At 42.7% G+C, this 22048-nt stretch carries 23 protein-coding genes; 6 read left to right on the top strand and 17 right to left on the bottom strand.

Annotation, left to right across the window (positions count from 1 at the left end; all coding sequences use genetic code 11):
* Window positions 1-152: 152 nt before the first annotated feature.
* From L3J70_03895 to L3J70_03845, 11 genes are all read right to left on the bottom strand, one after another.
* On the bottom strand, window positions 153-497 hold the full coding sequence (locus L3J70_03895) for a hypothetical protein (GenBank protein ID MCF6235504.1): 345 nt from the start codon (window positions 495-497) through the stop codon (window positions 153-155).
* Window positions 494-769 carry a 4a-hydroxytetrahydrobiopterin dehydratase gene (locus L3J70_03890; GenBank protein MCF6235503.1) on the bottom strand — a complete coding sequence of 92 codons (276 nt, stop codon included), beginning with the start codon at window positions 767-769 and terminating at the stop codon, window positions 494-496. Before L3J70_03890 ends, L3J70_03895 begins: the two co-directional genes overlap by 4 nt.
* Window positions 766-1314 (bottom strand): ferritin, encoded by a 549-nt coding sequence (locus tag L3J70_03885; GenBank protein ID MCF6235502.1) that lies wholly within the window; start codon window positions 1312-1314, stop codon window positions 766-768. Before L3J70_03885 ends, L3J70_03890 begins: the two co-directional genes overlap by 4 nt.
* 70 nt (window positions 1315-1384) lie before the next feature.
* Complete coding sequence (locus tag L3J70_03880; GenBank protein ID MCF6235501.1) at window positions 1385-1663, bottom strand: BMC domain-containing protein; 279 nt, start codon at window positions 1661-1663, stop codon at window positions 1385-1387.
* Window positions 1664-1690: 27 nt separating this feature from the next.
* The gene (locus tag L3J70_03875) at window positions 1691-1936 is read right to left on the bottom strand and encodes a carboxysome peptide B (protein MCF6235500.1); all 246 of its coding nucleotides are present in this window, start codon (window positions 1934-1936) and stop codon (window positions 1691-1693) included.
* A 6-nt stretch (window positions 1937-1942) separates the two neighbouring features.
* Window positions 1943-2191, bottom strand: a complete 249-nt coding sequence (locus L3J70_03870) for a carboxysome peptide A (protein ID MCF6235499.1) — start codon at window positions 2189-2191, stop codon at window positions 1943-1945.
* Between the two features lie 21 nt (window positions 2192-2212).
* Window positions 2213-3748 (bottom strand): carboxysome shell carbonic anhydrase, encoded by a 1536-nt coding sequence (locus L3J70_03865; GenBank protein MCF6235498.1) that lies wholly within the window; start codon window positions 3746-3748, stop codon window positions 2213-2215.
* A gap of 9 nt (window positions 3749-3757) precedes the next feature.
* On the bottom strand, window positions 3758-5719 hold the full coding sequence (locus L3J70_03860; protein MCF6235497.1) for a CsoS2 family carboxysome shell protein: 1962 nt from the start codon (window positions 5717-5719) through the stop codon (window positions 3758-3760).
* Window positions 5720-5752: 33 nt separating this feature from the next.
* Window positions 5753-6097, bottom strand: a complete 345-nt coding sequence (locus tag L3J70_03855; protein ID MCF6235496.1) for a ribulose bisphosphate carboxylase small subunit — start codon at window positions 6095-6097, stop codon at window positions 5753-5755.
* A gap of 47 nt (window positions 6098-6144) precedes the next feature.
* A complete protein-coding gene (locus L3J70_03850; protein ID MCF6235495.1) occupies window positions 6145-7560 on the bottom strand; it encodes a form I ribulose bisphosphate carboxylase large subunit in 1416 nt (471 codons plus the stop codon).
* A gap of 287 nt (window positions 7561-7847) precedes the next feature.
* Entirely contained in the window at window positions 7848-10187 is a 2340-nt protein-coding gene (locus L3J70_03845) for a DNA translocase FtsK 4TM domain-containing protein (GenBank protein MCF6235494.1), read from the bottom strand.
* A gap of 116 nt (window positions 10188-10303) precedes the next feature.
* Here L3J70_03845 and L3J70_03840 point away from each other — a divergent pair, with 116 nt between their 5' ends.
* Genes L3J70_03840 through L3J70_03825 form a run of 4 tightly spaced genes read left to right on the top strand, consistent with a single transcriptional unit; the run spans window position 10304 to window position 12867 of the window.
* Window positions 10304-11215, top strand: coding sequence for a DUF58 domain-containing protein (locus tag L3J70_03840; protein ID MCF6235493.1), 912 nt, complete (start codon window positions 10304-10306; stop codon window positions 11213-11215).
* A complete protein-coding gene (locus L3J70_03835; protein MCF6235492.1) occupies window positions 11203-11649 on the top strand; it encodes a hypothetical protein in 447 nt (148 codons plus the stop codon). The genes L3J70_03840 and L3J70_03835 overlap by 13 nt, the downstream gene beginning before the upstream one ends.
* A 40-nt stretch (window positions 11650-11689) precedes the next feature.
* Window positions 11690-11836 carry a hypothetical protein gene (locus tag L3J70_03830; protein MCF6235491.1) on the top strand — a complete coding sequence of 49 codons (147 nt, stop codon included), beginning with the start codon at window positions 11690-11692 and terminating at the stop codon, window positions 11834-11836.
* A 38-nt stretch (window positions 11837-11874) separates the two neighbouring features.
* Window positions 11875-12867 carry a VWA domain-containing protein gene (locus L3J70_03825; protein ID MCF6235490.1) on the top strand — a complete coding sequence of 331 codons (993 nt, stop codon included), beginning with the start codon at window positions 11875-11877 and terminating at the stop codon, window positions 12865-12867.
* A gap of 7 nt (window positions 12868-12874) precedes the next feature.
* Here the strand turns inward: L3J70_03825 and L3J70_03820 are convergent, their stop codons facing one another.
* Together L3J70_03820 and L3J70_03815 are read right to left on the bottom strand one after the other, a co-directional pair.
* Entirely contained in the window at window positions 12875-15163 is a 2289-nt protein-coding gene (locus L3J70_03820; protein ID MCF6235489.1) for a spermidine synthase, read from the bottom strand.
* Between the two features lie 211 nt (window positions 15164-15374).
* Window positions 15375-15920, bottom strand: coding sequence for a DUF2058 domain-containing protein (locus L3J70_03815; protein ID MCF6235488.1), 546 nt, complete (start codon window positions 15918-15920; stop codon window positions 15375-15377).
* A 130-nt stretch (window positions 15921-16050) separates the two neighbouring features.
* Here L3J70_03815 and L3J70_03810 point away from each other — a divergent pair, with 130 nt between their 5' ends.
* Entirely contained in the window at window positions 16051-17361 is a 1311-nt protein-coding gene (locus L3J70_03810; GenBank protein MCF6235487.1) for a dicarboxylate/amino acid:cation symporter, read from the top strand.
* 3 nt (window positions 17362-17364) lie between these two features.
* On the opposite strand, the gene L3J70_03805 is transcribed toward L3J70_03810, so the two are convergent.
* Entirely contained in the window at window positions 17365-17574 is a 210-nt protein-coding gene (locus tag L3J70_03805; protein ID MCF6235486.1) for a SlyX family protein, read from the bottom strand.
* A 278-nt stretch (window positions 17575-17852) separates the two neighbouring features.
* On the opposite strand from L3J70_03805, the gene L3J70_03800 reads away from it, so the two are divergent.
* A complete protein-coding gene (locus L3J70_03800) occupies window positions 17853-19103 on the top strand; it encodes a dicarboxylate/amino acid:cation symporter (GenBank protein ID MCF6235485.1) in 1251 nt (416 codons plus the stop codon).
* A 178-nt stretch (window positions 19104-19281) separates the two neighbouring features.
* On the opposite strand, the gene L3J70_03795 is transcribed toward L3J70_03800, so the two are convergent.
* From L3J70_03795 to L3J70_03785, 3 genes are all read right to left on the bottom strand, one after another.
* The gene (locus tag L3J70_03795; GenBank protein ID MCF6235484.1) at window positions 19282-20007 is read right to left on the bottom strand and encodes a response regulator; all 726 of its coding nucleotides are present in this window, start codon (window positions 20005-20007) and stop codon (window positions 19282-19284) included.
* Window positions 20004-21755, bottom strand: coding sequence for a histidine kinase (locus tag L3J70_03790; protein ID MCF6235483.1), 1752 nt, complete (start codon window positions 21753-21755; stop codon window positions 20004-20006). The genes L3J70_03795 and L3J70_03790 overlap by 4 nt, the downstream gene beginning before the upstream one ends.
* A 64-nt stretch (window positions 21756-21819) precedes the next feature.
* Window positions 21820-21990 carry a hypothetical protein gene (locus L3J70_03785; GenBank protein MCF6235482.1) on the bottom strand — a complete coding sequence of 57 codons (171 nt, stop codon included), beginning with the start codon at window positions 21988-21990 and terminating at the stop codon, window positions 21820-21822.
* Window positions 21991-22048 lie beyond the last annotated feature (58 nt).

The following is a 22048-nucleotide window of genomic DNA, read 5'->3' as shown; positions in this document are numbered from 1 at the left end:
AGTTGGTAATACAACTCTCATGTATAGAGAGTAGTCAATAGGTTGTTGCTATTTTTTCAAATAAATACCAACTTCGCTACAAAGCAAGTTCACATAAAAAAAGCGGGGTAACATTCCCGCCATTAATTTTGAACCAAGCACTAATAATTTAACTAGTCAGGCCAAACCCTTTTGCTAGGTAACTCTTTAATTTGATCTGCAATATGCTTCATTGGCTTGCTTATTAACTTCTTTGTTTTTGTTGATTTTTTTTGAGTATTAGCAGGTGAAGACTTCGCTGACACTGGTTTTTTTTGAGCATTAGCTGAGGATGGCTTAACAACAACTACTGACTTACTGGCTACCAACTTAACATTATCTTTTTTAGGCATAGCTTTTACAGCCGGATTTATTTTTTTTATTACAGATTTTTTTGTTGTTTTGATAGGTTTAACTGCTTTTTGTACAGATTTTTGATTAATAACAGCTTGTTTTTTTTTATCATCTAGCTTGCTCATTCAAGAACTCCTTTTGAAAAGTCTATCGACTGTTTATGCCTCACATCTATCTCTTCTGCGAGTTTAAAATCAGTATCATTAAGTGTTTCCGTCTTTGAATAAATCACAACTGATACATGCTGACGGCTAAAACTGATATTAGGGTGGTGATCCATTTCTTCAGCAACCTCTGCTAAGGAATCTAAAAAAGACATCAAAACCCTAAATTCTGTAAACTCAAATCTAGCTTCTAATAAAGGAGGCTTTTCCTTCTTCCTCCAGTTACTTTTCATGCAAAACTCCTAGTCATAGCAGGGTTTACATTCATCACATGATAATATTCTTTGATCCAGCCTCTAATTCTAACCAACTGAGCCTGCTCTTCTTCAAACAACCTGTTAAATAAAGAGCTATCTTCTGCTGCTCCCATGTTTGCACAATACTGAGCTGCCTCACCATAAAGCTGGATTAAAGCAATTTCTCTTGCCTCACAACTTTTCAACGCATCAACGATAGAGCCAGAATAAGTCGAAGGGCTTAGAACGCTACCCGCAGGTAAAGCACCATGAGTAATGATGCGATCAGTAATTAAGTTGGCGTGCTGAAACTCTTCATTCGCCAAGGTCACAAAACCTTGCGCATAATGAGCCTCATTACGAAACTTAGCCAAAGAAGCCTGGGCCAAATAATGCTGACCAGAGGTAAATTCCAAGCTTAAAGAACGTCCTAAATACCCTAGTATTTTAGAATTACTCTCTAGCTGTGTAGAACTATCAAATCTAGGAAAACCAGCTGCACCAGACATAGCATTGCCTTGCATAAATGGGCGATAACTCATAATTTTTTCCTTTCGTAGAGGGTTTTCCCCTCTAAAGTACTCTAATTATTATAATAATAGACTTTGCTATTTATAGCATAGACCCTAATTCATTATGAGGACGCGCAATGATGTGGGCAGCAACAAGGCCATCTCCAACACGCTCACAGGCATCAGCGCCCGCACGAACTGCGGCATTGACTGCGCCCGTTTCACCACGAACCAATACAGTGACATAACCACCGCCTACAAATTCACGACTGACCAGGCGAACTTCTGCTGCTTTAGTCATCGCATCTGCTGCTTCAATGGCAGGAACTAACCCGCGTGTCTCTATCATTCCTAAAGCAATACCGTATTCTGTGCTCATGGTTTTTCTCCTAAGTTTAAATTTTATTTATGATTGCCAGTTATCAATAATTCCAGCGACTGTTAAGTCCGTTAAAATTTTGTCATCACCTGCGGCAGTTCTGGCCGCTGAATTTGCAATTGTAAACACCCAGTCCCCTGCTTTAACACCGATTGGATCAAGTGCAACAAGTCTTGCACCCGATACACTTTGCAGCACTTTAATAGGCAAGTGACCTAAGCCATCCAACCTGCTCGTTACAATTAATTTTTGCTTAACCTGGTGTATTTCCATAAGAAATCACACCTCCCACTTATCGATAATACCAACAATGGTTAAGTCACTCGGGTAAGCTTTTATACCCGTGGCATCCCTTGCAGCAGAACTACCAACACAAAGCACCCAATCACCTGGTTTACAGCCTACAGGGTCAACAGCCACTTGTGGTGTTCCACCATCTTTCTCACGCACAACCAACAAAGGCTTGTGATCCATGCTTGAAATTCTATTTGTCGAAACCAGTGTCTTATCAACTTTTAAAATTTTCATAAACTAAAAGATCCCAAATAGTTATTGCTCTACCAAGTTTGAAACTCTTTCAGCTGGTTTGTGACCAGTGTTGTCTTTTAAAGTACACATAGACTTTAATTTTCCTTGCATAGACAACTCTTGGTAGCGCTCATGTAATGCTTGCTCGATACGAAAAACCTTCTCCTGAGCTCTATTTTTTGAGCCAGGCACTTTGCCATCATAATCAGAGCGAATAATAATAGGAATTGGTAAACCTTTACTTAAATTCAATCCCGTAAAAATTTTGATGCCAATATTGACATCATTCAAACCCTCTTCAACTGTATTCAAGAAACTGTAGTAACTTAAATTACGAAGTTGAACCTCTTCAAATCCACTACCAATACCGATAAAACGCTCTGCATGACCCGTATCATGATAGAAACCATTTTCATAGCTTTTAACGTACTCTATCTGGGAAAAATTATTCTCAATTAACCAACAGATTAAAGCGTTCATCGAATCTGAAGAGTTCGCTACCTTTTTTCCACCACATACACCAACAGATTTTTTAATGCTTAACTTAGCCTGCTCGGCATTGAGCCCGATTGTTTGTAAAAAAAGCGCATCCGTCTCAACAAAACGTTGCAAACACATTTTTCCATGCGCATTAGGGACGTGAATCTTCAAGCTATCATCATCTGTATTTATACCGATTAATAATGTCTTAATGGTTGACCCACACCCAAATCTATTTTCAATTGCTTGTTTAAAATCATTTAACTTTGACAAAGCACTTGTCGCGGCCTTGCTATCATCACTACCGTGCGCGGCACAACCTTGATGCTCTGGGTCAGACTTAGAGAAATGATATACGGCAATTTTTAAATATTTAGTTGCTTCTTCAGCTGAGTTAGGTATTCCTTCTCTGAAACGCCCGTGCTCAATAAAGACCCAATTACGTACACTCTCACTGACATCAAATAAAGTTCCAGCATGAAACTTCCTTCGAGGTAACGAGTAGGGTAATCGCAATACATAGGTAGAAAAATGAGCTAAACGTCCATCAGAACATGCCGCAATTCCAACCGCATGAAAACCCAATTTTTTGAAAACATTTTCTGCTTCAATTTTATTTTGCCCACATAACGGGTCATTTTTAAAAAAATCTTCTGACATTCTCATAAACTGCGCAAAAATGCATTCCGCATAAAAATCATTACTGTCAAACTGATCTTTACTAAGAATGTTTAACTGCTCATTACTGAGTGAAAGATTTAACTTTTCCTGGATTAGTAAATAAGCAGTTTTCAGAAAGTCTAGACATTTTTGTTTTACAACCAACTGCTGAACAACAGACTCAACACCATCAAAGCCAGCTTTGATGCGAACTTCATAATCATGAAAAGTATTATTTTGCTCAACCCTAACAAGAGGGTTGCTATTAAAGCTCGAAAAACTCTCCATCTTCATAGCCACATCAAGACTGCCACCTGCCTTAAAGGTCCTTTTTATAGGACGCATACCAAGAGCTGGCGGCTTAGCCTTCGATCTAGAGAACATAGAGCTTTTGCGATAGCTTGTGCTTAACATCACTTTTTCCAATTACGCTCTTGCGCCACCAGAAAGGGTCACTTTACTCCCTTCCGTGGTATTTCCAGAGGAACCTGTAATTGGACTCTGAGGTACCTCAGGCATTGAGTGCGGTCTAAAGTTAGATGCGCTCATTGGAGACTGCCCTTGAACCCCTCGGATAGAAGGATTACGCTTTGCAGCCCAAGCACCATCAGTACCCGTCACTTTATTACCTTTTTCCCAACCATCACCGGTGATAGCACTCGGTGGTGAAACCGAAGGCGCTGTAACACTACCCGCAAGAGTTGCTGCAGTCGCTTGACCAATTATCATAGGATAATCAGACTCACCAAGTGTTGCAGCACCACTGCCCTCACACAACTGACTCATTTCAGAAGCAGATTGATAATGCGTTCCAGAAACAACTTCACAAGCGCCTTTTTGAGCCCCTGTTAGACCCATCATACCGGGCCGAACACCCGTCATAGGCTGGCTACTTTGAACCGCTGCTTGTTTTGAACGCTGAGCGATAGATGCCTGAGCTTCTACTGAACAACTATCTGAGGCAAACTCTGTGCCTACATAAGCAGTTCCGCTCACAGGCTGACAGCTTCCAATTTCTGCACCGGTCATTCCACTTACGCTGCCACTACGATCGCCCGTCACAATTTGACCACCCACCGTACCAGAAACTAATACTTTAGCAGGCGGGGAAACAGGAGATTTCGTTTCACAAACAGCCGAAACCTCCTCTTTACCTTGATAACCAATACCAGTAATTGCTTGACAGTAACCACGTTCATCACCAGTCACGGACAAGCCTCTTCCAACTTGTGTGCCAGTCGTCATATTCCCAGCCATTGTCGTTGAAATAACCACTTTAGCAGGAACAGCTTTTGACTTAGGCGTACAACTCGGCTTCATTAGACGTGGAATCATAGAACCTGTGTCAGACTTCGTTAACGCTTGATCAGCACCACAAAACAAATCACCTTGATCCGCAGGAAGGTACTCTGTACCCGTCACTGAAGAGCATAGCCCCGCTCTATCACCCGTGACAGATTTGTCTTGCCCAAACTCAGTACCACTCACCGTTCTTCCTTTACTTGTTTGAGTAAAAGAAACTTTTGAAGGTGATGCTTCAGGAACAGTAGAGCAGTGCGTTACAAACTCTTCCATTCCCAAATACTCAGTACCACTCACATTTTTGCAAGCACCTTTCTCTGCGCCAGTTAACTGGCCTTGACCCACATGCACGCCAGAAACAACGCTACCACTCAAAGTTTCAGATAAAGAAACTTTTTCTGGAGCATCATTTACACTTTTACGCTTTTGTCGCCTAGAAGACTTTGTAACAGCAGAACAAACTGTCTTGCCTTTGCTGCAGCGCTCTGCCCTTACCACTCGAGCCACATCTCTTACCGAAGCGCCGGGATTAGCCATCTTGGCAACAGAGCTAGACTGACTACTAAAAGAGGACTGACCAGCTTTGCCTTTGACAAGAGCTTTACGCCTGGCTTTTGACATATTGCGACCCTTTGATGATTCAGATTTAACCTGCGATTTATTAATAGCAGGAGAAACTTTTTTACCCTTCAAAGCAGCGCTTTTACTTGTAGTAGTAGAACGAAGCTCAATCATCTCATCAGGCTTTTTTCTCGTTTTCAAAGAACCTTGCGTATTTGTTTGAGATGACCCAGTTTTACCACGAATCATCCGCTTTCTTTTTTGCTTCGCCATCGCACGCCCTTCAGCAACTGTAATGGATTGCAGAGAAGGCGATTGACGCTTTGTAGAAGCTGAAGTGAATTCAGACTTAACAGGCGCAGCTACAACAGAAGCACTAGAACCTGAAGCCAAAATGACTGGCTCAGATTTTTTTCTAGGGACTCTTGTCGCTCTAGCTACACCTGATTTTCCACCAGAAAGCTTTGACTTACGACGTGCCTTTGACTGCGAGCGTCCGCTCACGTCATTTATAGAATTACTCATATTAAAGGCTCCATACTCTTTCTTTGCTGATGACTACATGCCTCTAGGGCGATAAACCACAAAGTTGTGACCTTGACATTGAGTATAGCTATCATATCCCAACACTCTGATCAGGTGATCTGGGTATTGTTGACGGCACGCCTCAATTTCTTGCAAAACCTCATTAGGATCACGCATACCGAAGAATGGTAGTTTCCACATACCCCAGTAATGGGCAGAAGCTGACTCAGGTGTTTCATGCTCAAGAGCAGGTGTCCAGCCTTGATTAATAATGTAAACGATCTGGTTATAGATCTCATCAGAAGTTAATGGAGGCAAAAAAGAAAAGGTCTCCAGGGTGTACTTTGTGCGGTAATCTTCTTGAATTTGTTGGCTCATAATTGAACTCCTATTAAATGCTTATATATATATTAACTAATAAAAAATTAACGTACGTCTAGCTTGTCAACAGTATCAAACTCAAACTTGATCTCTTTCCAAGTCTCAAGAGCAACAGCAAGTTCCTTACTGTGCTGAGCCGCCTCACGTAAGATGTCACCACCTTCTTTTTCTAAATCACGACCTTCGTTACGAGCTTTAACACAAGCTTCCAATGCAACACGGTTTGCTGCTGCACCCGCTGCATTTCCATCTGGATGACCTTGTGTTCCACCACCAAACTGTAGAACAGAGTCGTCACCAAAGATATTTAACAGTGCAGGCATGTGCCATACATGAATACCACCCGATGCTACTGCGAATACACCAGGCATAGAGGCCCAGTCTTGATCAAAGAAGATTCCACGAGCACGATCTTCTGGAATGAAATCTTCACGCAACAAGTCAACAAAACCCAAAGTTGTCGCACGATCACCTTCCAACTTACCAACAACGGTTCCAGTATGCAGATGATCACCACCAGACAAACGTAAACATTTAACAAGAACACGAAAATGAATGCCGTGACGAGGATTACGGTCAATTACTGCATGCATTGCGCGATGGATATGTAACAACATGCCATTTTTACGACACCATTTAGCCAGCGAAGTATTCGCACTAAAACCAGCGGTCAAGAAGTCATGCATAATGATTGGCATACCCAATTCTTTAGCAAATTCTGCACGTTCAATCATCGCTTCACAATCTGCCGCAGTAACGTTCAGATAATGACCTTTAACCTCACCCGTTTCGGCTTGTGCTTTATGAACCGCTTCAGCAACGAATTCAAAACGATTTCTCCAGCGCATGAAAGGCTGACAGTTAATGTTTTCATCATCTTTAGTGAAATCAAGACCACCACGAAGACACTCATAAACTGCACGACCGTAATTCTTGGCAGACAGACCTAATTTAGGCTTGATAGTACAACCCAACATTGGGCGACCGTATTTATTTAATTTGTCGCGTTCAACCTGGATACCACTTGGAGGACCCATGCAAGTTTTAACAAATGCAACTGGGAAACGGATATCTTCAAGTCTTAAAGAACGAATTGCTTTAAATCCGAATACGTTACCAACCAAAGAAGTCAGTACGTTTACAACAGAACCTTCTTCAAACAGATCCAGTGGATAAGCGATGAATACATAAAAAGCTTCCTTATCACCAGGAACTTCTTCGATTCTGTAGGCACGTCCTTTGTAATACTCCATGTCTGATAACAAATCAGTCCATACAGTTGTCCATGTGCCTGTTGAGCTTTCTGCTGCTACTGCTGCTGCTGCTTCTTCACGTGGAACACCTTCTTGCTCTACAACCTTAAAACATGCCAATAAATCTGTATCTAGCGGCGTATAATCAGGCGTCCAATAAGTTAGCTTGTAATCCTGCACACCAGCATCAAAAGTTTGATTTGCCATAAATTTTTCTCCTTACGAGTTTTTGTTTAGAATTGTGTTTTGGCGTTGAAATATAATTCGGAACCGATACTACATACCCCCAACTCATTTGACTAATTGAAAAAATCTATAAGATATATTGAGTAAAGCCTATAGATCACTTCCAAGTTCAGGCAAACTCATTGCTGAATAAACTACTTGAATCAAAAAGAACATGGAGCTTAACAGCTAATAATATAGACTTAAACAAAAAAGACTCAAAGTGAAACCTACCCCTGTTGCTTTAGACACCATCCATTAGCACTTTTTTATCCATCAATTGGTGGCGGTGCCAACACTTCACGCTGACCATTCGATTGCACAGAACTCACAACCCCTGCCGCCTCCATCGCTTCAACCAGACGAGCCGCTCGATTGTAACCAATTTTCAGTCGTCGCTGGACACCAGAGACCGATGCTTTACGCGTCTCAGTCACAATTTGCAGCGCGGCATCGTACAGCTCATCTTCCTCTGCACCACCGCTCCCACCCAATGCTGCAGCAATATCTTCCGCAACACTGCCTTCAAGTATTTCATCGATATATTGAGGGGATCCCGTCTGACTCAAAAACTCAACAACCGCATGAACCTCATGATCATCCACAAATGCTCCATGAATACGCTCAGGGATGCTTTTTCCGCCAGGCAAATAGAGCATATCGCCATGCCCCAGCAATTGCTCCGCACCCATCTGATCAAGAATTGTTCGAGAATCAATTTTTGACGAGACTTGAAAGCCGATACGCGCTGGAATATTCGCTTTAATCAGACCTGTAATAACATCCACCGAAGGGCGCTGTGTTGCCAAAATCAAATGAATACCACACGCCCGAGCCTTTTGCGCCAATCGTGCAATCAGCTCTTCAACCTTTTTACCGACCACCATCATCATATCTGCAAGTTCATCAATGACCACGACAATATAAGGCAGATGCTCTAACACAGGAACCTCGGTCACACCTTCTGTGAACTGAAAAAGTGGATCAGGGAACGACTCACCCTTTTCAGCTGCCTCTTTTAACTTACGATTATAACCCGCAATATTACGCACCCCGACCGAGGCCATACAACGATAACGCCGATCCATCTCACCCACACACCACTTCAATGCATTGGAGGCTTCTTTCATATCTGTGACAACGGGGGCCAGCAGATGTGGAATTCCCTCATAGATCGACAACTCCAACATTTTGGGATCGATCATAATCAATCGAACCTGCTCAGGCGTGGCGTTATAGAGAAAGCTCAGAATCATGGCATTGACTCCGACCGACTTACCGGAACCAGTCGTTCCCGCAATGAGTAAGTGAGGCATTTTTCCTAAATCAGCGACAAAGGGCTGGCCTGAAATATCTTTCCCCAGCCCCATCGTCAAGGGTGAGCTGGCGTTATCGTAAACTGTCGATTTTAAAATTTCACTGAGCCGAACAATTTCCCGATACTCATTTGGAATTTCTACGCCAACCACAGGCTTACCTGGAATCACATCGACAATCCGAACACTCATCACCGACAATGATCGCGCCAGGTCTTTAGATAAATTGGCGATTTGACTGACTTTTACACCCGCCGCCAGTTTAAGCTCATAACGTGTGATCACCGGCCCAGGGTGCACTGCGACCACTTCAACCGAAACATTAAACTCCTTCAGTTTAACTTCCAGCAGGCGTGACATTGTTTCCAGATCTGCTTTGGAGATACTGTTTTTAGGAGGTTCCGCATCATCTAGCAATGATAACGGCGGCAAAGTGCCTGCTTCTACATTATGAAACAATGGTTTTTGGCGCTCTTTTTCAGCCCGTTTACTGACTTCAATCCCTTTAAAAAGTGGCTCAATATGAGCTTTTTTCGACAATAGTTTTTTAGCCTTCTTCTCGGCTTTTTTCTCATCTTTTCTTGCCGTTTTTTCTGCTATTTTTTTCTCTTTTTCTGCTTTTTTCAACGCACGTTTTTGTCGAGCTAAAATTTTCCGGCGCTGTCTTTTTTGTCCAACCCATGAAAAACCATTCAATGTGACCCGCCCTGTCGCATCCACCAAACCAATCCATGAAAGCCCTGTACAAATACTGATCCCAACCAAAAATAGTGTGAATAAAATAAGTGTTGAGCCCAGAAGGTTAAATAATCCCAACAGAGTTGAGCCCGTCATTGCACCAAGAATACCGCCCCCATCTAACGGCAGCACGCCACCCAAACCAGCTAAGTGAAGGTGAACCAATGCCGCACCCGACAATAATAGCAATAAAAATCCACCACTACGCACCCAACCTTGTCGCCACCAATTATCACCCGCATGCTTTCGCCCTTTGTAAAAAACAAAAGCACAATAAACAATCACGACAGGAAAAAGATAAGCTAATATTCCAAAAGTATAAAAAGCCAGATCGGCAAACCAGGCACCCACCAAACCACCGGTATTTTTGACAGGACCATACATCGTATTACGAAAAAAACCAGGGTCACTGGAATGATAGGTAAAAAGAGAAATTGCGAGATAAAGTGCAACAGCCCCCAGCACCAAAAAACCGCCCTCACGTAAGGCACGGCTGATATGAGTGCTTAGAGGTGCCTGTTCTTTTTGCGTTTTAGTTCGAGTTGCTTGAGCCAAAATATTCAATCCGCTGACGTATAAGATGCAGCCATTTTGCCAGTCGAACAAGCGATACTCAACAGTGCTATAATTTATGGGTTTTGATGAGAGCCGATTAATACGCCCTAATAAAGATGAAAGCAAGCAACCTTCCCCCTCTGATTTCACCCAGCGAACTTAGCCAGTTACGGAGCTGTTTGCTGAATAACACCCCACTTCATGCGCGTGGACAAACCGCATTGTCAGGCCGTTACAAGTCACTTTATCGCGGTCATGGCATGGACTGGGTTGATACTCGGGCTTATCAAGCAGGTGATGATTTACGGCATTTGGACTGGCGCGCAACGGCTCGCAGTGGCAAAGCCACCACTAAGGTATTTCAAGAAGAACGTCAGCGTAAATTGCTGCTTGTGGTCGATCGTCGCCAAACGATGGCGTTTGGTACAACCGTTGATCTGAAGGCAACCGTGGCAGCACGTGCTGCCGCAATTATAGCCTTCTCTGCCATTGCCAACAGCGAAGAAGTTTTAGGCATTGTGATTGAAGATGGAGTTTCTATTTACCCAGCCGCCCGAACGAATGAAACTCTTCTACCTTTATTAAGAGCCATATCAAAACCACTTCAACCCGCCACAACACCGAAAAACCAGAGTTCTTGGCAGCAACTATTTACAACTATAGAGCATTTAGGTGGAAACGCTTGCAGCACCATTTTCATCAGTGATTTCGTTCAACTCATTGAAAGCTCTCAACAGCGATTACAACACCTAGCTTTACAACAAGAGGTTGCAGCGATATATATTACCGACCCTGCCGAAGAGCAATTGAAAAATATCGGAACCATGAATATCGTCTGCCCACTCACGGGAAAAGCCAGCCAGATTGATACCTGTGATAAAAAATTACGCCAGCGATACGAACACGCCATGACACTCGGACGCAGCGAACTTTTCACCTGCTTCAAAAAAGCAGCCATCCCTTATCACATGCTATCAACGGCACAAGAGACGTTCAAACAACTCCAGAAGTGGCAATGGACCCATTAGCATCGCTCGCCCAAATGGCTGATATTGTGCCGCCCGAAGCGCCCACGTGGTGGCCCATGATTATGCTGATTACGATCGGGCTCCTGTTTATCTGTGGTGGCTTTATCTGGAAGTTTAGAAAAAGTCAGCCCACCACTATTTCACCACAAAACCAACTTAAACGAATACAGAAACAGTGGCAAACGGGCGAGCTGGACAATCGATTGACCGCATACTGGCTTGCCTCAATCTTACGCCACCACTGGCAACTGCCCAACTTACCCACCACACCGCCCTCCATGCTGACAATAAATGAGCAAGAGTGGTGCAAAACAGTTAAGCAACTAGACAGACTGCGCTATAAAAACAACAGCCACCAAAAAATCACCCCTGATCTATTTAAAACCATCGAGCAGTGGTTGCAAAGCAATGAAATTGAACGTATCAATATATAGTACACTTGGATTCCAGCAAACTACTGAAAGAGATATAATCATGGTCGCTACTCCGATAGATGCTACGGTTAGAAAAAAATTAAACCCTGAACTAAAAATCCCAAACCAAACAACCATTAATGCTTTTAATGAACAACATGAAAAAGTAACTCTTGATGAATTACGTGACATGTTTGGTAAAACTTGAACGGTGCGGCAGTCATTCAGAACTTTTTTAGCAAATAGATGTTGCAACTAGCGACACCACTCTGGCTGCTTGCTCTGCCACTGCCCTGGTTACTATGGCAAGCCTCTATGCGTTTTATAAAAGACAGAGCAGAACCTCATCGTCCAGCCATCATTCATCCCCAAACCGCACTCCTGAGCCAGCTATCAAACAGTGCGAGCGTTAATAAACAACCTCCTTGGTTTTGGCTTATTGGCTGCATGTTATTAATCACAGCCCTTTGCAGACCTCAATGGTTTAGTGTCAGTGAGCATCAAGGGCAAGGCCGTGATTTTATGTTAGCCATTGACCTTTCAGGCTCCATGCGCGCACTTGATTACACCATCGACAACACTCAGGTCAGTCGCCTAGATATGCTGAAACGTGTTGTGACTGAGTTCTTAAACAATCGTCAGGGAGACCGTGCAGGCTTGATTATCTTTGCCGATGATGCTTTCACACTCACGCCTATTACAACTGACTTAGGACTGTTGAAAACACTCATTGGGCAGATCAGAAATGGTATTGCCGGTGAAAAGACCGCACTCGGTACCGCCATGATGCTGGCAGTGAAGCGCCTGCAAGACCACGAACATCCCAATCGAATATTGATTTTATTCACCGACGGCACCAATACAGCCGGGATCATTCAACCTCTTGATGCTGCACTGCTCGCTCACAAACACGGCATACGGATCTATACCGTCGGTATCGGTTCACAGGGCGCTGTTCCTTTCCCCCGTGGCCCTATCGAATCCCCCGAAATGGCTGAACTGCCACTGGATGAAACTACTCTACGAGACATCGCAACAGAAACAGGAGGGCGTTATTACCATGCGATTGATATAGAAAGCATGCAACAAATTATCAAAGACATTGAGCGGCTTGAAACACTCCCCATTGAAGAAAACCCATTAATACAGCCCCAGGAAATATATTCTTTTCCACTAGGAATTGGACTGGGATTACTGTTGATTCCCTGGTTTCGTGGCTCGCGTAACACCAGCAATTAAACGGATATTATTTTGCTGTTTGAGAATTGTAAGTCGCTTTATTGCCAACAATATCTTTCCAGGGCTGCCGGTGCCACTCCGTCCCCATATTGTCATCCGTTATTTTGGTGTAGTTTTTTGTGTTTTGCAGTAAAACATCCTTTGTTTCCAATGCGAGTTGATAGTCATAACAATAATCTGATGATGAATAAATACTCGCCTGGGCATCTCCTGGTGCTTTTTGCTCTGGAAGAGAGAGGATAGTCTCAAGTTTGGATCGGTGAATTTCATTATTCAAATCAAATACTGGCTTACCATCAATCTTGTAATTTTCAAGAGTATTTCTCCAACGCTCTTTATTAAATTGAATCGGTTCGTTACTACCAATAGCCATTGAAAGAAAACGCAGTGCATAAGGGAAGGTTTCGACGGCTGTTTTATATACTTCGGGGGCGCAAGTACCATTATACATAACGATTCCACCAGGATTTATATGAGACATTTCAAGCTCAATATACTCCTGCGATAATAAATTACTCGCGTATGCGCGCCAGTGAAGGGTTGAATTCGATATGATGACATCAAACATCTGGTTCGGGTTTGCGTTCAACCAGCGTCGGCCATCATCAATAATAATCTCAACCTTGGGGTTGTTTAATAGTGAAGAAACGACAGGGTTCTCAGAAATTATACTTACATACCCCTCATTAATATCAACGATAGTCAGTTTTTCAACCGCTGGATTATTGGCAACAACCTGCGCCCATGCGCCAGAAGCGAGACCAATCATTAATACCCTGCTTGGAGAGTCATGAACAGCAAACAGTGAGTAAGCACGAACAATGCCATTTTTATCATCGACAAGGCTCGTGCTAAAAATACCATCATAAACACCTCCACCCCAGACTGAACCATCCTCTTTAACCGTGATGACACCACTCTTATTTTCAATAACACGGGCAAAGGCTTGTCCGTTATAGCCTTGTTTAAGTTGCAATCGTTCGTAAACATGATTGAATAAACTGGGTTGCAATACTACAAACAGAAGCGCCACTACGACCGTTGCAACAATTCCATAGTTTTTTGAGCCTGAATCTCTGTTGGAAACGAACAATATGAATGCCAACAAAAGACCCAGTAAAGCTAAGAAGGTATTAACATAGCCAATAGAAAAATTATCAAGAAGGATGAAGCCCGTAAACAAGCTCCCAGCCGCTGAACCCACAATATTCGCCATATACAAATAGCTTAATTTTGAGCCTGAATTACTATCTGCAGGAACGCTATAGTGCGCGACTAATGGTAAGACTGCTCCGAACATTGCAGCACTCAATGCCACGAATACAAAAAAAACAACAGACGCAGCAACACCGCTGGTAATGACTTGAGTCAGTATAGGGATTGTACTAAACCCGACCAGATTCGCACAAAACAGAAACCAGGCTAAGGTTTTCAGGTGTTTTTTAGGGAACTCAATAACACCACTGCGACAAAACTTTCGAGCAGCATAGGAGCCTATTGCTATTCCAGACAGAAAAAACCCAAGAAATATTGGAAATGCCAATGCCCAGCCTGCCGAGGTAAACATGATTACACGAAGCCATAAGATTTCATATGAAAGAGCAATGAAGCCTACAGAAGCAGCAAGTATTAAACCTAAACGAAAGTCGATAATAGTTGCGTGAGGCTCTGACTGCTTAACCTCAGCTATATTACTTATTACTTTAGTTTTTCTACTATTAACAAGCCACAACAAAAGCGCACCCGCTCCAACCACAATATTTAATATAACAGCAATATTTACGACACCTGACATGCCAAAGCTTGCGAACAACCAGATGGCAGCAAGAAAACAGGCCGAAGCAGAACCTAAAGTATTTACAAAATATAAAACCCCCACTGAGCGGCCAACATTGCTCACTTTATTAACCAGATATGCGGTGAGAATGGGCAGGGTTGCGCCCATTAAAAGGGTTGGGACAAGCACGAGAAGGAAGGCAATAAAGAAGACGGTAAACGCTGAACTTCCTGCTGTTGTTGCACCCACATAATCAAACAGTGAGATAGAGAAAATCCCAAAAGTTGCAATTCCAAACTCCATAAAAGCAAATGCAAGCAACGGGCTAATTTTAGCATATTTGGAGATACGCCCACCCAGCAAACTTCCAATCCCCAGCCCCAACATAAATGCAGTCACTACGACAGTCACTGATTCAATGTTTGTGCCAAAAAATGTAAAGAGTGACCGTTGCCAAACCAGTTGATAAATGAGCGCAGGGAATCCTGCCAAGAAAAATGTTAAATATATCCAAACCACTAACTAAGAGTCTCCGTTTTTAAAACTGACGACTAATTCGTCTTCCTTGCGCACGCCCAGCATGGACACTAACTTGCGAAGTAAAATAAAAATCTATAATTACTTAAAGGTCATTTTAAACAGGGCGAAATTTAACACTAACTATTAGCAAATAGCAACAGCCACCCAGGTCGCAAGGGCTTAACAATTCTCAGCTTTTATACAAAAATAACTACCACATCAAATCATCTGGAATTTGGTAGTCCGCATAAAGATCATTGTCATCATCAATAGATTTGCTGGCTGTTTCGAGATGAATGATATATTTTTCATCGCGTTCACTAATTTTTTCTGCCACCACTTTGGGCACAATTTTATACTGCTCTTCCCATTTCACGATGGCTAACCGACCATTCGCAATTTGTTTTACTGCTATATCAGTCACATAGATTTTTTTAATGAGAGTGCCATCGGTAAAGTTGTAGGCTGTTTCGCCCATCATATCCATTTGATGGTGCACATCAATCAACTGTTTGATCTGCGCTGAAATAGCTTTGAGATTCGCCTCTTTTTGTCTTGCAAGGTTCAGCTCACGATCTTTCTCTGCTTGCTCTTTCAGTTTTTGCTGAACATGTAGCTTATTTTCATCAACAACCTTTTCAACCTTTTTTTTGCCCGCTTGCTTGGTTTTTATATATTTGGATTTTTTGGATTTTTTGATCTGTTTTTCATTAACGAGCCCTGCTTTTAAAAACTGATCCTGAAATGAGTTTCCCATTTTTATATGTACCCTTTATTTCTGATAATGATCCTAGATAACAGTATTTTAACAAGTGTGAAAAAAGTTGCTGAAATAATTACTGTATACTACGACCGCAAATTCAATACGATATTTATGGAGCTATTTTATGTCGCAAAAAATGAGTATGACGACAAAGATCATGATCTGGATGGTTTGTGGTCTAGTGGTCGGCAGTTTAATCAATGCCTTTGCGAGTGATATCGCGTTTGTTCAAGACTATCTTGTTAATGGGCTTTTTCATGTTATCGGAGCCATTTTTATCAGCGCATTAAAAATGCTGGTGGTGCCACTGGTTACATTTTCTCTCATTTGTGGTGTATGTGGTATTGGAGATATAGGCGTTCTTGGGCGCGTGGGTGTAAAAGCCTTCCTACTCTTTATGTTGACGACCGCACTGGCAATTACTCTGGCGATCACAGTCGCCGTGTTAGTAGGGCCAGGTGAAGGTTTTGATATGAGCAGCACCGCAGAAAGTACTTTTGTAGCGAATTCTGCACCTCCATTGACTCAAGTGTTTATTGATCTGGTTCCAAGCAACCCAGTGGCCGCTTATGCCGAAGGCAATATGCTGCAAATTATCTTTTTTACAATTTTATTTGCTGTTTGTGTGCTCATGATCGGCGAACGTGGTAAACCCATTGCTGATGGTGCTGAGCGGTTAAATGAAGTGATGATGAAAGTGGTTGACGTGGTTATGCATACAGCTCCTATTGGTGTATTTGCGCTGATCGCCAAAACATTTTCCGAGCAAGGTTTGGGTATGATTTTACCGATGATCAGTTATTTTGGTGTGGTTGCTGTTGTGTTGCTCTTGCATGCAACAGGCACTTTAATGATTTTACTAAAACTATTAGGGCGTGTCAGCCCACTAATGTTTTTGAAAAAAATGCGTTCGGTACAGATATTTGCCTTTAGTACCTCAAGTTCAAATGCAACCATTCCAGTGACACTGCGTACCGTAGAAAAACGCTTGGGTGTAGATAACTCGACAGCCTCATTCGTGGTGCCATTCGGTGCGACCATTAATATGGATGGCACGGCCATTATGCAAGGTGTTGCCACGGTATTTATTGCCAATGTCTATGGCATTGATCTAGGCATTACTGGTTATTTGACTGTAATTGGTATGGCTGTGTTGGCATCCATTGGGACTGCCGGTGTGCCAGGTGTTGGCTTGATTATGTTGGCGATGGTATTCAATCAAGTGGGCCTGCCTATTGAAGGCATTGCTTTAATCATGGGTGTGGATCGCTTGCTGGATATGATGCGTACTGCCGTGAATGTGACTGGCGATGCAGCCATCACTACGATTGTAGCTCGTGCTGAAGATAAAATCTCAATGGAGACTTTTAATGATCCAACGGCTGGGCATATTGAAGAGGTTCATTTACCGCATCAGCAGCCGAGTAAAGCATAAGCCTCAATAGTGTGGCGGCGGTGTCTCTTCTGCTTGAGTGGCAATATTAGAGGCCGCCACACTAGGCTCCGAAACTCTTGCAGCAATGGCAGTGACCTCTTTACGAAGCTGGTCAATTTGCTGTTGTTGTGTCGTGACGATTTGATTAAGTTGCTCAATAGTATCATCTTGAAATGCGATACGAGTTTCAATCTCAATTAAACGGCTATCCAATTTTTAATCTCCAGTTTGATTTTTGGCTGGCTATTATACGGAAATATATTGTTGAGATCATTAGGATTTTGCACAAGAGTATGCTCTCAAAGTCCCATTTATAACGCATAACACTATATATTAGCCTTGTCCAAAATTAAATACCCCCACCTAGCTCAATATGATTTCTAAAAACCAAGACCAATTGAGAACAAATTATTTTTTATCATTAGCAGTGGATATGCTATTAAATAGCAGGGCAGAAAAAAATTAATATAACCACAAAAATTATGGTGTGGATGACCCTCGGTCTGGTCACAGGATGCTTAATCAATACACTCACAAATGATGCTGTATTTATACAAGAGTATTTAGTCGATGGTCTTTTTCATGTCGTGGGCAGTATTTTTATTAATGTATTAAAAATGCTTGTGATTCCATTACTCACATTCTCTCTCATTTGTGGTGTTTGCAGCATCGGCGATGTGGCTATTCTTAGACGTGTGGGAACTAAAACATTTCTACTATTTATGCTGACTACGGCGTTAGCAACGACACTGGCCATGACTGTGGCAGTCATTGTCCAACCAGGCCAGGGGTTTGATATAACACAAATACCCCAAAATACACTGCCTCCACCGCCGGTATTATCATGGACTCAAGTTTTTATTGATTTAATACCAGGAAACCCTATTGCCGCCTATGTTGAAGGCAATATGTTGCAAATAATATTTTTTACTATCCTCTTTTCCGTTTGTGTACTGATGATTGGAGAGCGGGGAAAACTCATCACCGAGTTCGCTGAAAAGCTAAATGTGGTGATGATGCAAGTCGTCAATGTTGTCATGCGGGTGGCACCGATTGGTATATTCGCACTGATGGCCAAAACATTTTCTGAACAAGGGCTCAGTTTAATCTCACCCATGATCAGCTATTTTGGTCTGGTTGCTGTTGTGCTGATTTTTCATGCAACGGGTACTTTGATGCTTTTATTAAAATTATTTGGTCATGTTAGCCCCTTAATGTTCATGAAAAAAATGCGTTCGACCCAGATGCTTGCATTTAGTACTGCAAGTTCAAATGCGACTATTCCCATCACACTACACACTGCAAAAAAGCGACTGGGTATTGATCATGCAACGGCTTCATTTGTGGTTCCTTTTGGTGCAACCCTTAACATGGATGGCACGGCCATTACTCATGGCGTAGCAACGGTATTCATTGCCAATGTTTATGGAATAGATCTGGGCATCATAGATTATCTTACCGTCGTTGCCATGACGATATTGGCATCCATTGGTACTGCTGGAATTCCCGGGCTTGGGTTGGCAATGTTAGCAATGGTCTTTAGCCAAGTCGGCTTGCCGATAGAAGGCATTGCCTTAATTCTGGTAATAGATCGAATATTGGATATGATGCGCACAGCCGTGAATGTGACGGGAGATGTGGTCGTATCTATGATTGTTGCTCGCAGCGAAAGAAATATTTCGATGAAGGTTTTCAATAACCCTGATGCAGGTCAGGAAGAAGTTCATTTAGCTTCTTCCTGAAATTAAATTTAAACTATTTTTTACTGCGTTAAACAGATCGGCTTTGTGCAATAGTCGCCGCCTTATGCTTTTTTAAGTGGCAGCTTTATTGTGAGGAAAATGAACCTCCTCAACAATTCCGGCATTGGGGTCACTAAACATATCTACTTCTCTTCGCCTTCGGTAGTCCTGTTCATGTTTACACCCCTAATTTTTCCTTTAAACATTTGAGATAATGACGACTGACCGGAACGCGATGCCCAGATATTGTTTTAATTTCTGCTAAACCATTTTCCAGTGGAATAAGTTCGTCAATATGTACAAGATTTATCATGTGTTGACGATGACAACGAATGAGTGTGGTTTTAGTCTCGAAAGTAGCTAATGTTAATTCGGTATAAAAATCTTTTTCTGCACATATGACGTAAATACCACGGCTATCAGACCGTACAAATTCTATCTCTTTAGGTTTAATAAATTTTATTCGATGATTGAAAATACACGGAATAATTTCGAGTATGCGATCTGGATAAGGGAGTACTTCGATACTTGGGTCTGAAACCTGACTCCTAATTCGTTCTATCGCTTTATCAAAACGCTCCTCTTCGATGGGTTTTGTTAGATAATCCAGCACACCCTCTGCATAGGCACGCACTGCAAAATCACTTTCCCCTCCAGTGGCAACCACGACGTGAGGGTGGTGTTCCTCCGGCGCCATATAGTCGAGCAGCGTAAAACCATCTTGTCCGGGCATGATAATGTCCAAAAAAATAGCATCTGGTTTGTGTTCGCGAATTTTACGCAGGGCAGAGAAAACATCTTCACATCGGGCAACGATGCGAAAGTCATCGTGCCGTTCCAAAAGATATGCCAGCTCGTCTTGCGCCAAAGTTTCATCGTCTATGAGAATAACGTTTATGGTCATAGCTGATCCCTGAATGGTATGGTAATTGTAACGCTGGTGTGCTGGTTCGGTGAACAGTCGATACTTAATCCATATTGGCGACCAAATAGCGTTTTGATTCTTCCTTCGACGTTTTTCATGCCAAGGCCTTGAGTCGCTGATAATTTAGGCTGATATTGTCCTGCATTGTCTTTGACCTCAATTTTAATCAATCCATCACCTGTTTGATAGGCGCGTATCTGGATAATGCCAGGGATCAATAGGCGAGATGTTCCATGTTTGACTGCATTTTCTACCAATGGCTGAAGAACAAAACTGGGAAGTAGTGCATTCATCAGTTTCGGTTCGATATTTTTTTCTATTCGAAGTTTGTCGCCATAACGAGCCAGATCGATACTGAGATGTGCATCCATATGTTCCAACTCTTCCTCTAGGGTGCTGATTTCATTTTCATATTTTATGCTCTTGCGCATCAGGAACGCCAGCTTGGTCAACAGCTCTCTGCCGCGAGCTGTATCAGTTCGAACAATGGCAGAGATGGTGTTCAATGCATTGGATAAAAAATGTGGATTTATCTGTGCAATAAGAAGCTTGTGTTTTGCGCTGGCCAGTTGCTCTTGATACATAGCTAATTGCATCTGCTCGGATAAAAGCTCGGCAACGCCCACGCCCAAAGCACGGTTCAACTTGGGGAAAAAACGTCGCTTTGGTTCAATCAGCAACAATACACCCAGTACGTTTCCCTCCACAATAAGTGGAGCGATGAGCGCAGAATGTAATGGGCAGTTGGCAGAAGTTGCACAATGGAGCCGGTCGGTTGAACCATTTATAAAGATAACCCGCTGTTGGTCAATGGCGTTTTGAACCAGGTCAGCGACAATTTCATCACCGACGTGATGATGATCGGCTCCGACTCCGGTTATTGCCATGACTTTATTGGTATGATCAGTGATCGCTACTGTTGCAATCTGGGTCTCTCCGCGGATGATGTTGACGATTGCCCTTGCAGCACTTTTATTGAAGCCATATTTCAGAACATCAACTAAACGCTTGGCCATACGCAGTGCGGTGGTGGTATGCAAGACACCAAGACGCTCTTTATCATTCAATATGGTAACGAACAAGGCGGCTCCGATACTATTGCCAATTAAACTGGGAACGGTGGTAATCTGAATAAGAGCCAGTGCTTTATCGAATGGTTGAACGGTAAGCAGCACCAAGACCTTCATGATCAGCTCACCCACGCAGGTGGCGACTACCGCAATTTTCCAACCAAAACGTACCTCCTGATTTTTTTTCAGAAAAAACATGTAGACCAGACCTGCTATAAGCCCGACTAATGTGGTTCCTATGAAACCCGCCATAGCAGTAGGCCCGCCCAGGCTCCACCGATAGAGGCCAGCGGTAAAGCCAACCGCAGTTCCAAGCAAGGGACCACCCAAAAACCCCGCTAGCACTGCGCCGATGGAACGAGTATCCACCTGAGTCCAGTCATCGCCGCCTGGCGTCAGTGGAACATTGGAAGCCAATACAGAGCCCATAGCTGAGATAGCAAAAAAAATCAGGTAGAGCAACAGCCAGTCACGAGTCCGAAGTGAATCCTTGACCAACAGCCCGAAGGCTCCTGAACGGCTAAACAGGAAGGCAACAACGAATAGCAGGGCCATCTGCTGTAAAATATCTATGATGAGTAGGCTGTTGAACCAGGGTGCCAGTACGGAAATCCCTGGGAAGGCATAGAGCATTTGACTAAAATAATCAGAATCCATGGATCCTCCAAAGGGGCTGTTTATTCACCCTGCTCGTTGCATAAAAAATCAACCACTATAGCCATCATCCCAACCTCTCCCCTTTACTATTTTTACCTTCAGTTCTATTAATAACACCCACTATACCAAGCACCATAATTATGAGCAAAAGTCCTCCTATTCCTGTAAGTTCGAATATGTTCACTACGACCACTATCATAACGACACTAAATATGCCCAATAATATTGTGTTCATTTATACTCTCCTTCACTAATTTATATTGCCCATTGTTATACTCAACAACACCCTGAAT

This window comes from Gammaproteobacteria bacterium (assembly GCA_021648145.1).
Classification (GTDB): Bacteria; Pseudomonadota; Gammaproteobacteria; order JAADGQ01; family JAADGQ01; genus S141-38.
The sequence above is the reverse complement of the archived record's forward strand: the minus strand, read 5'-3'. Positions and strand labels throughout refer to the sequence as shown.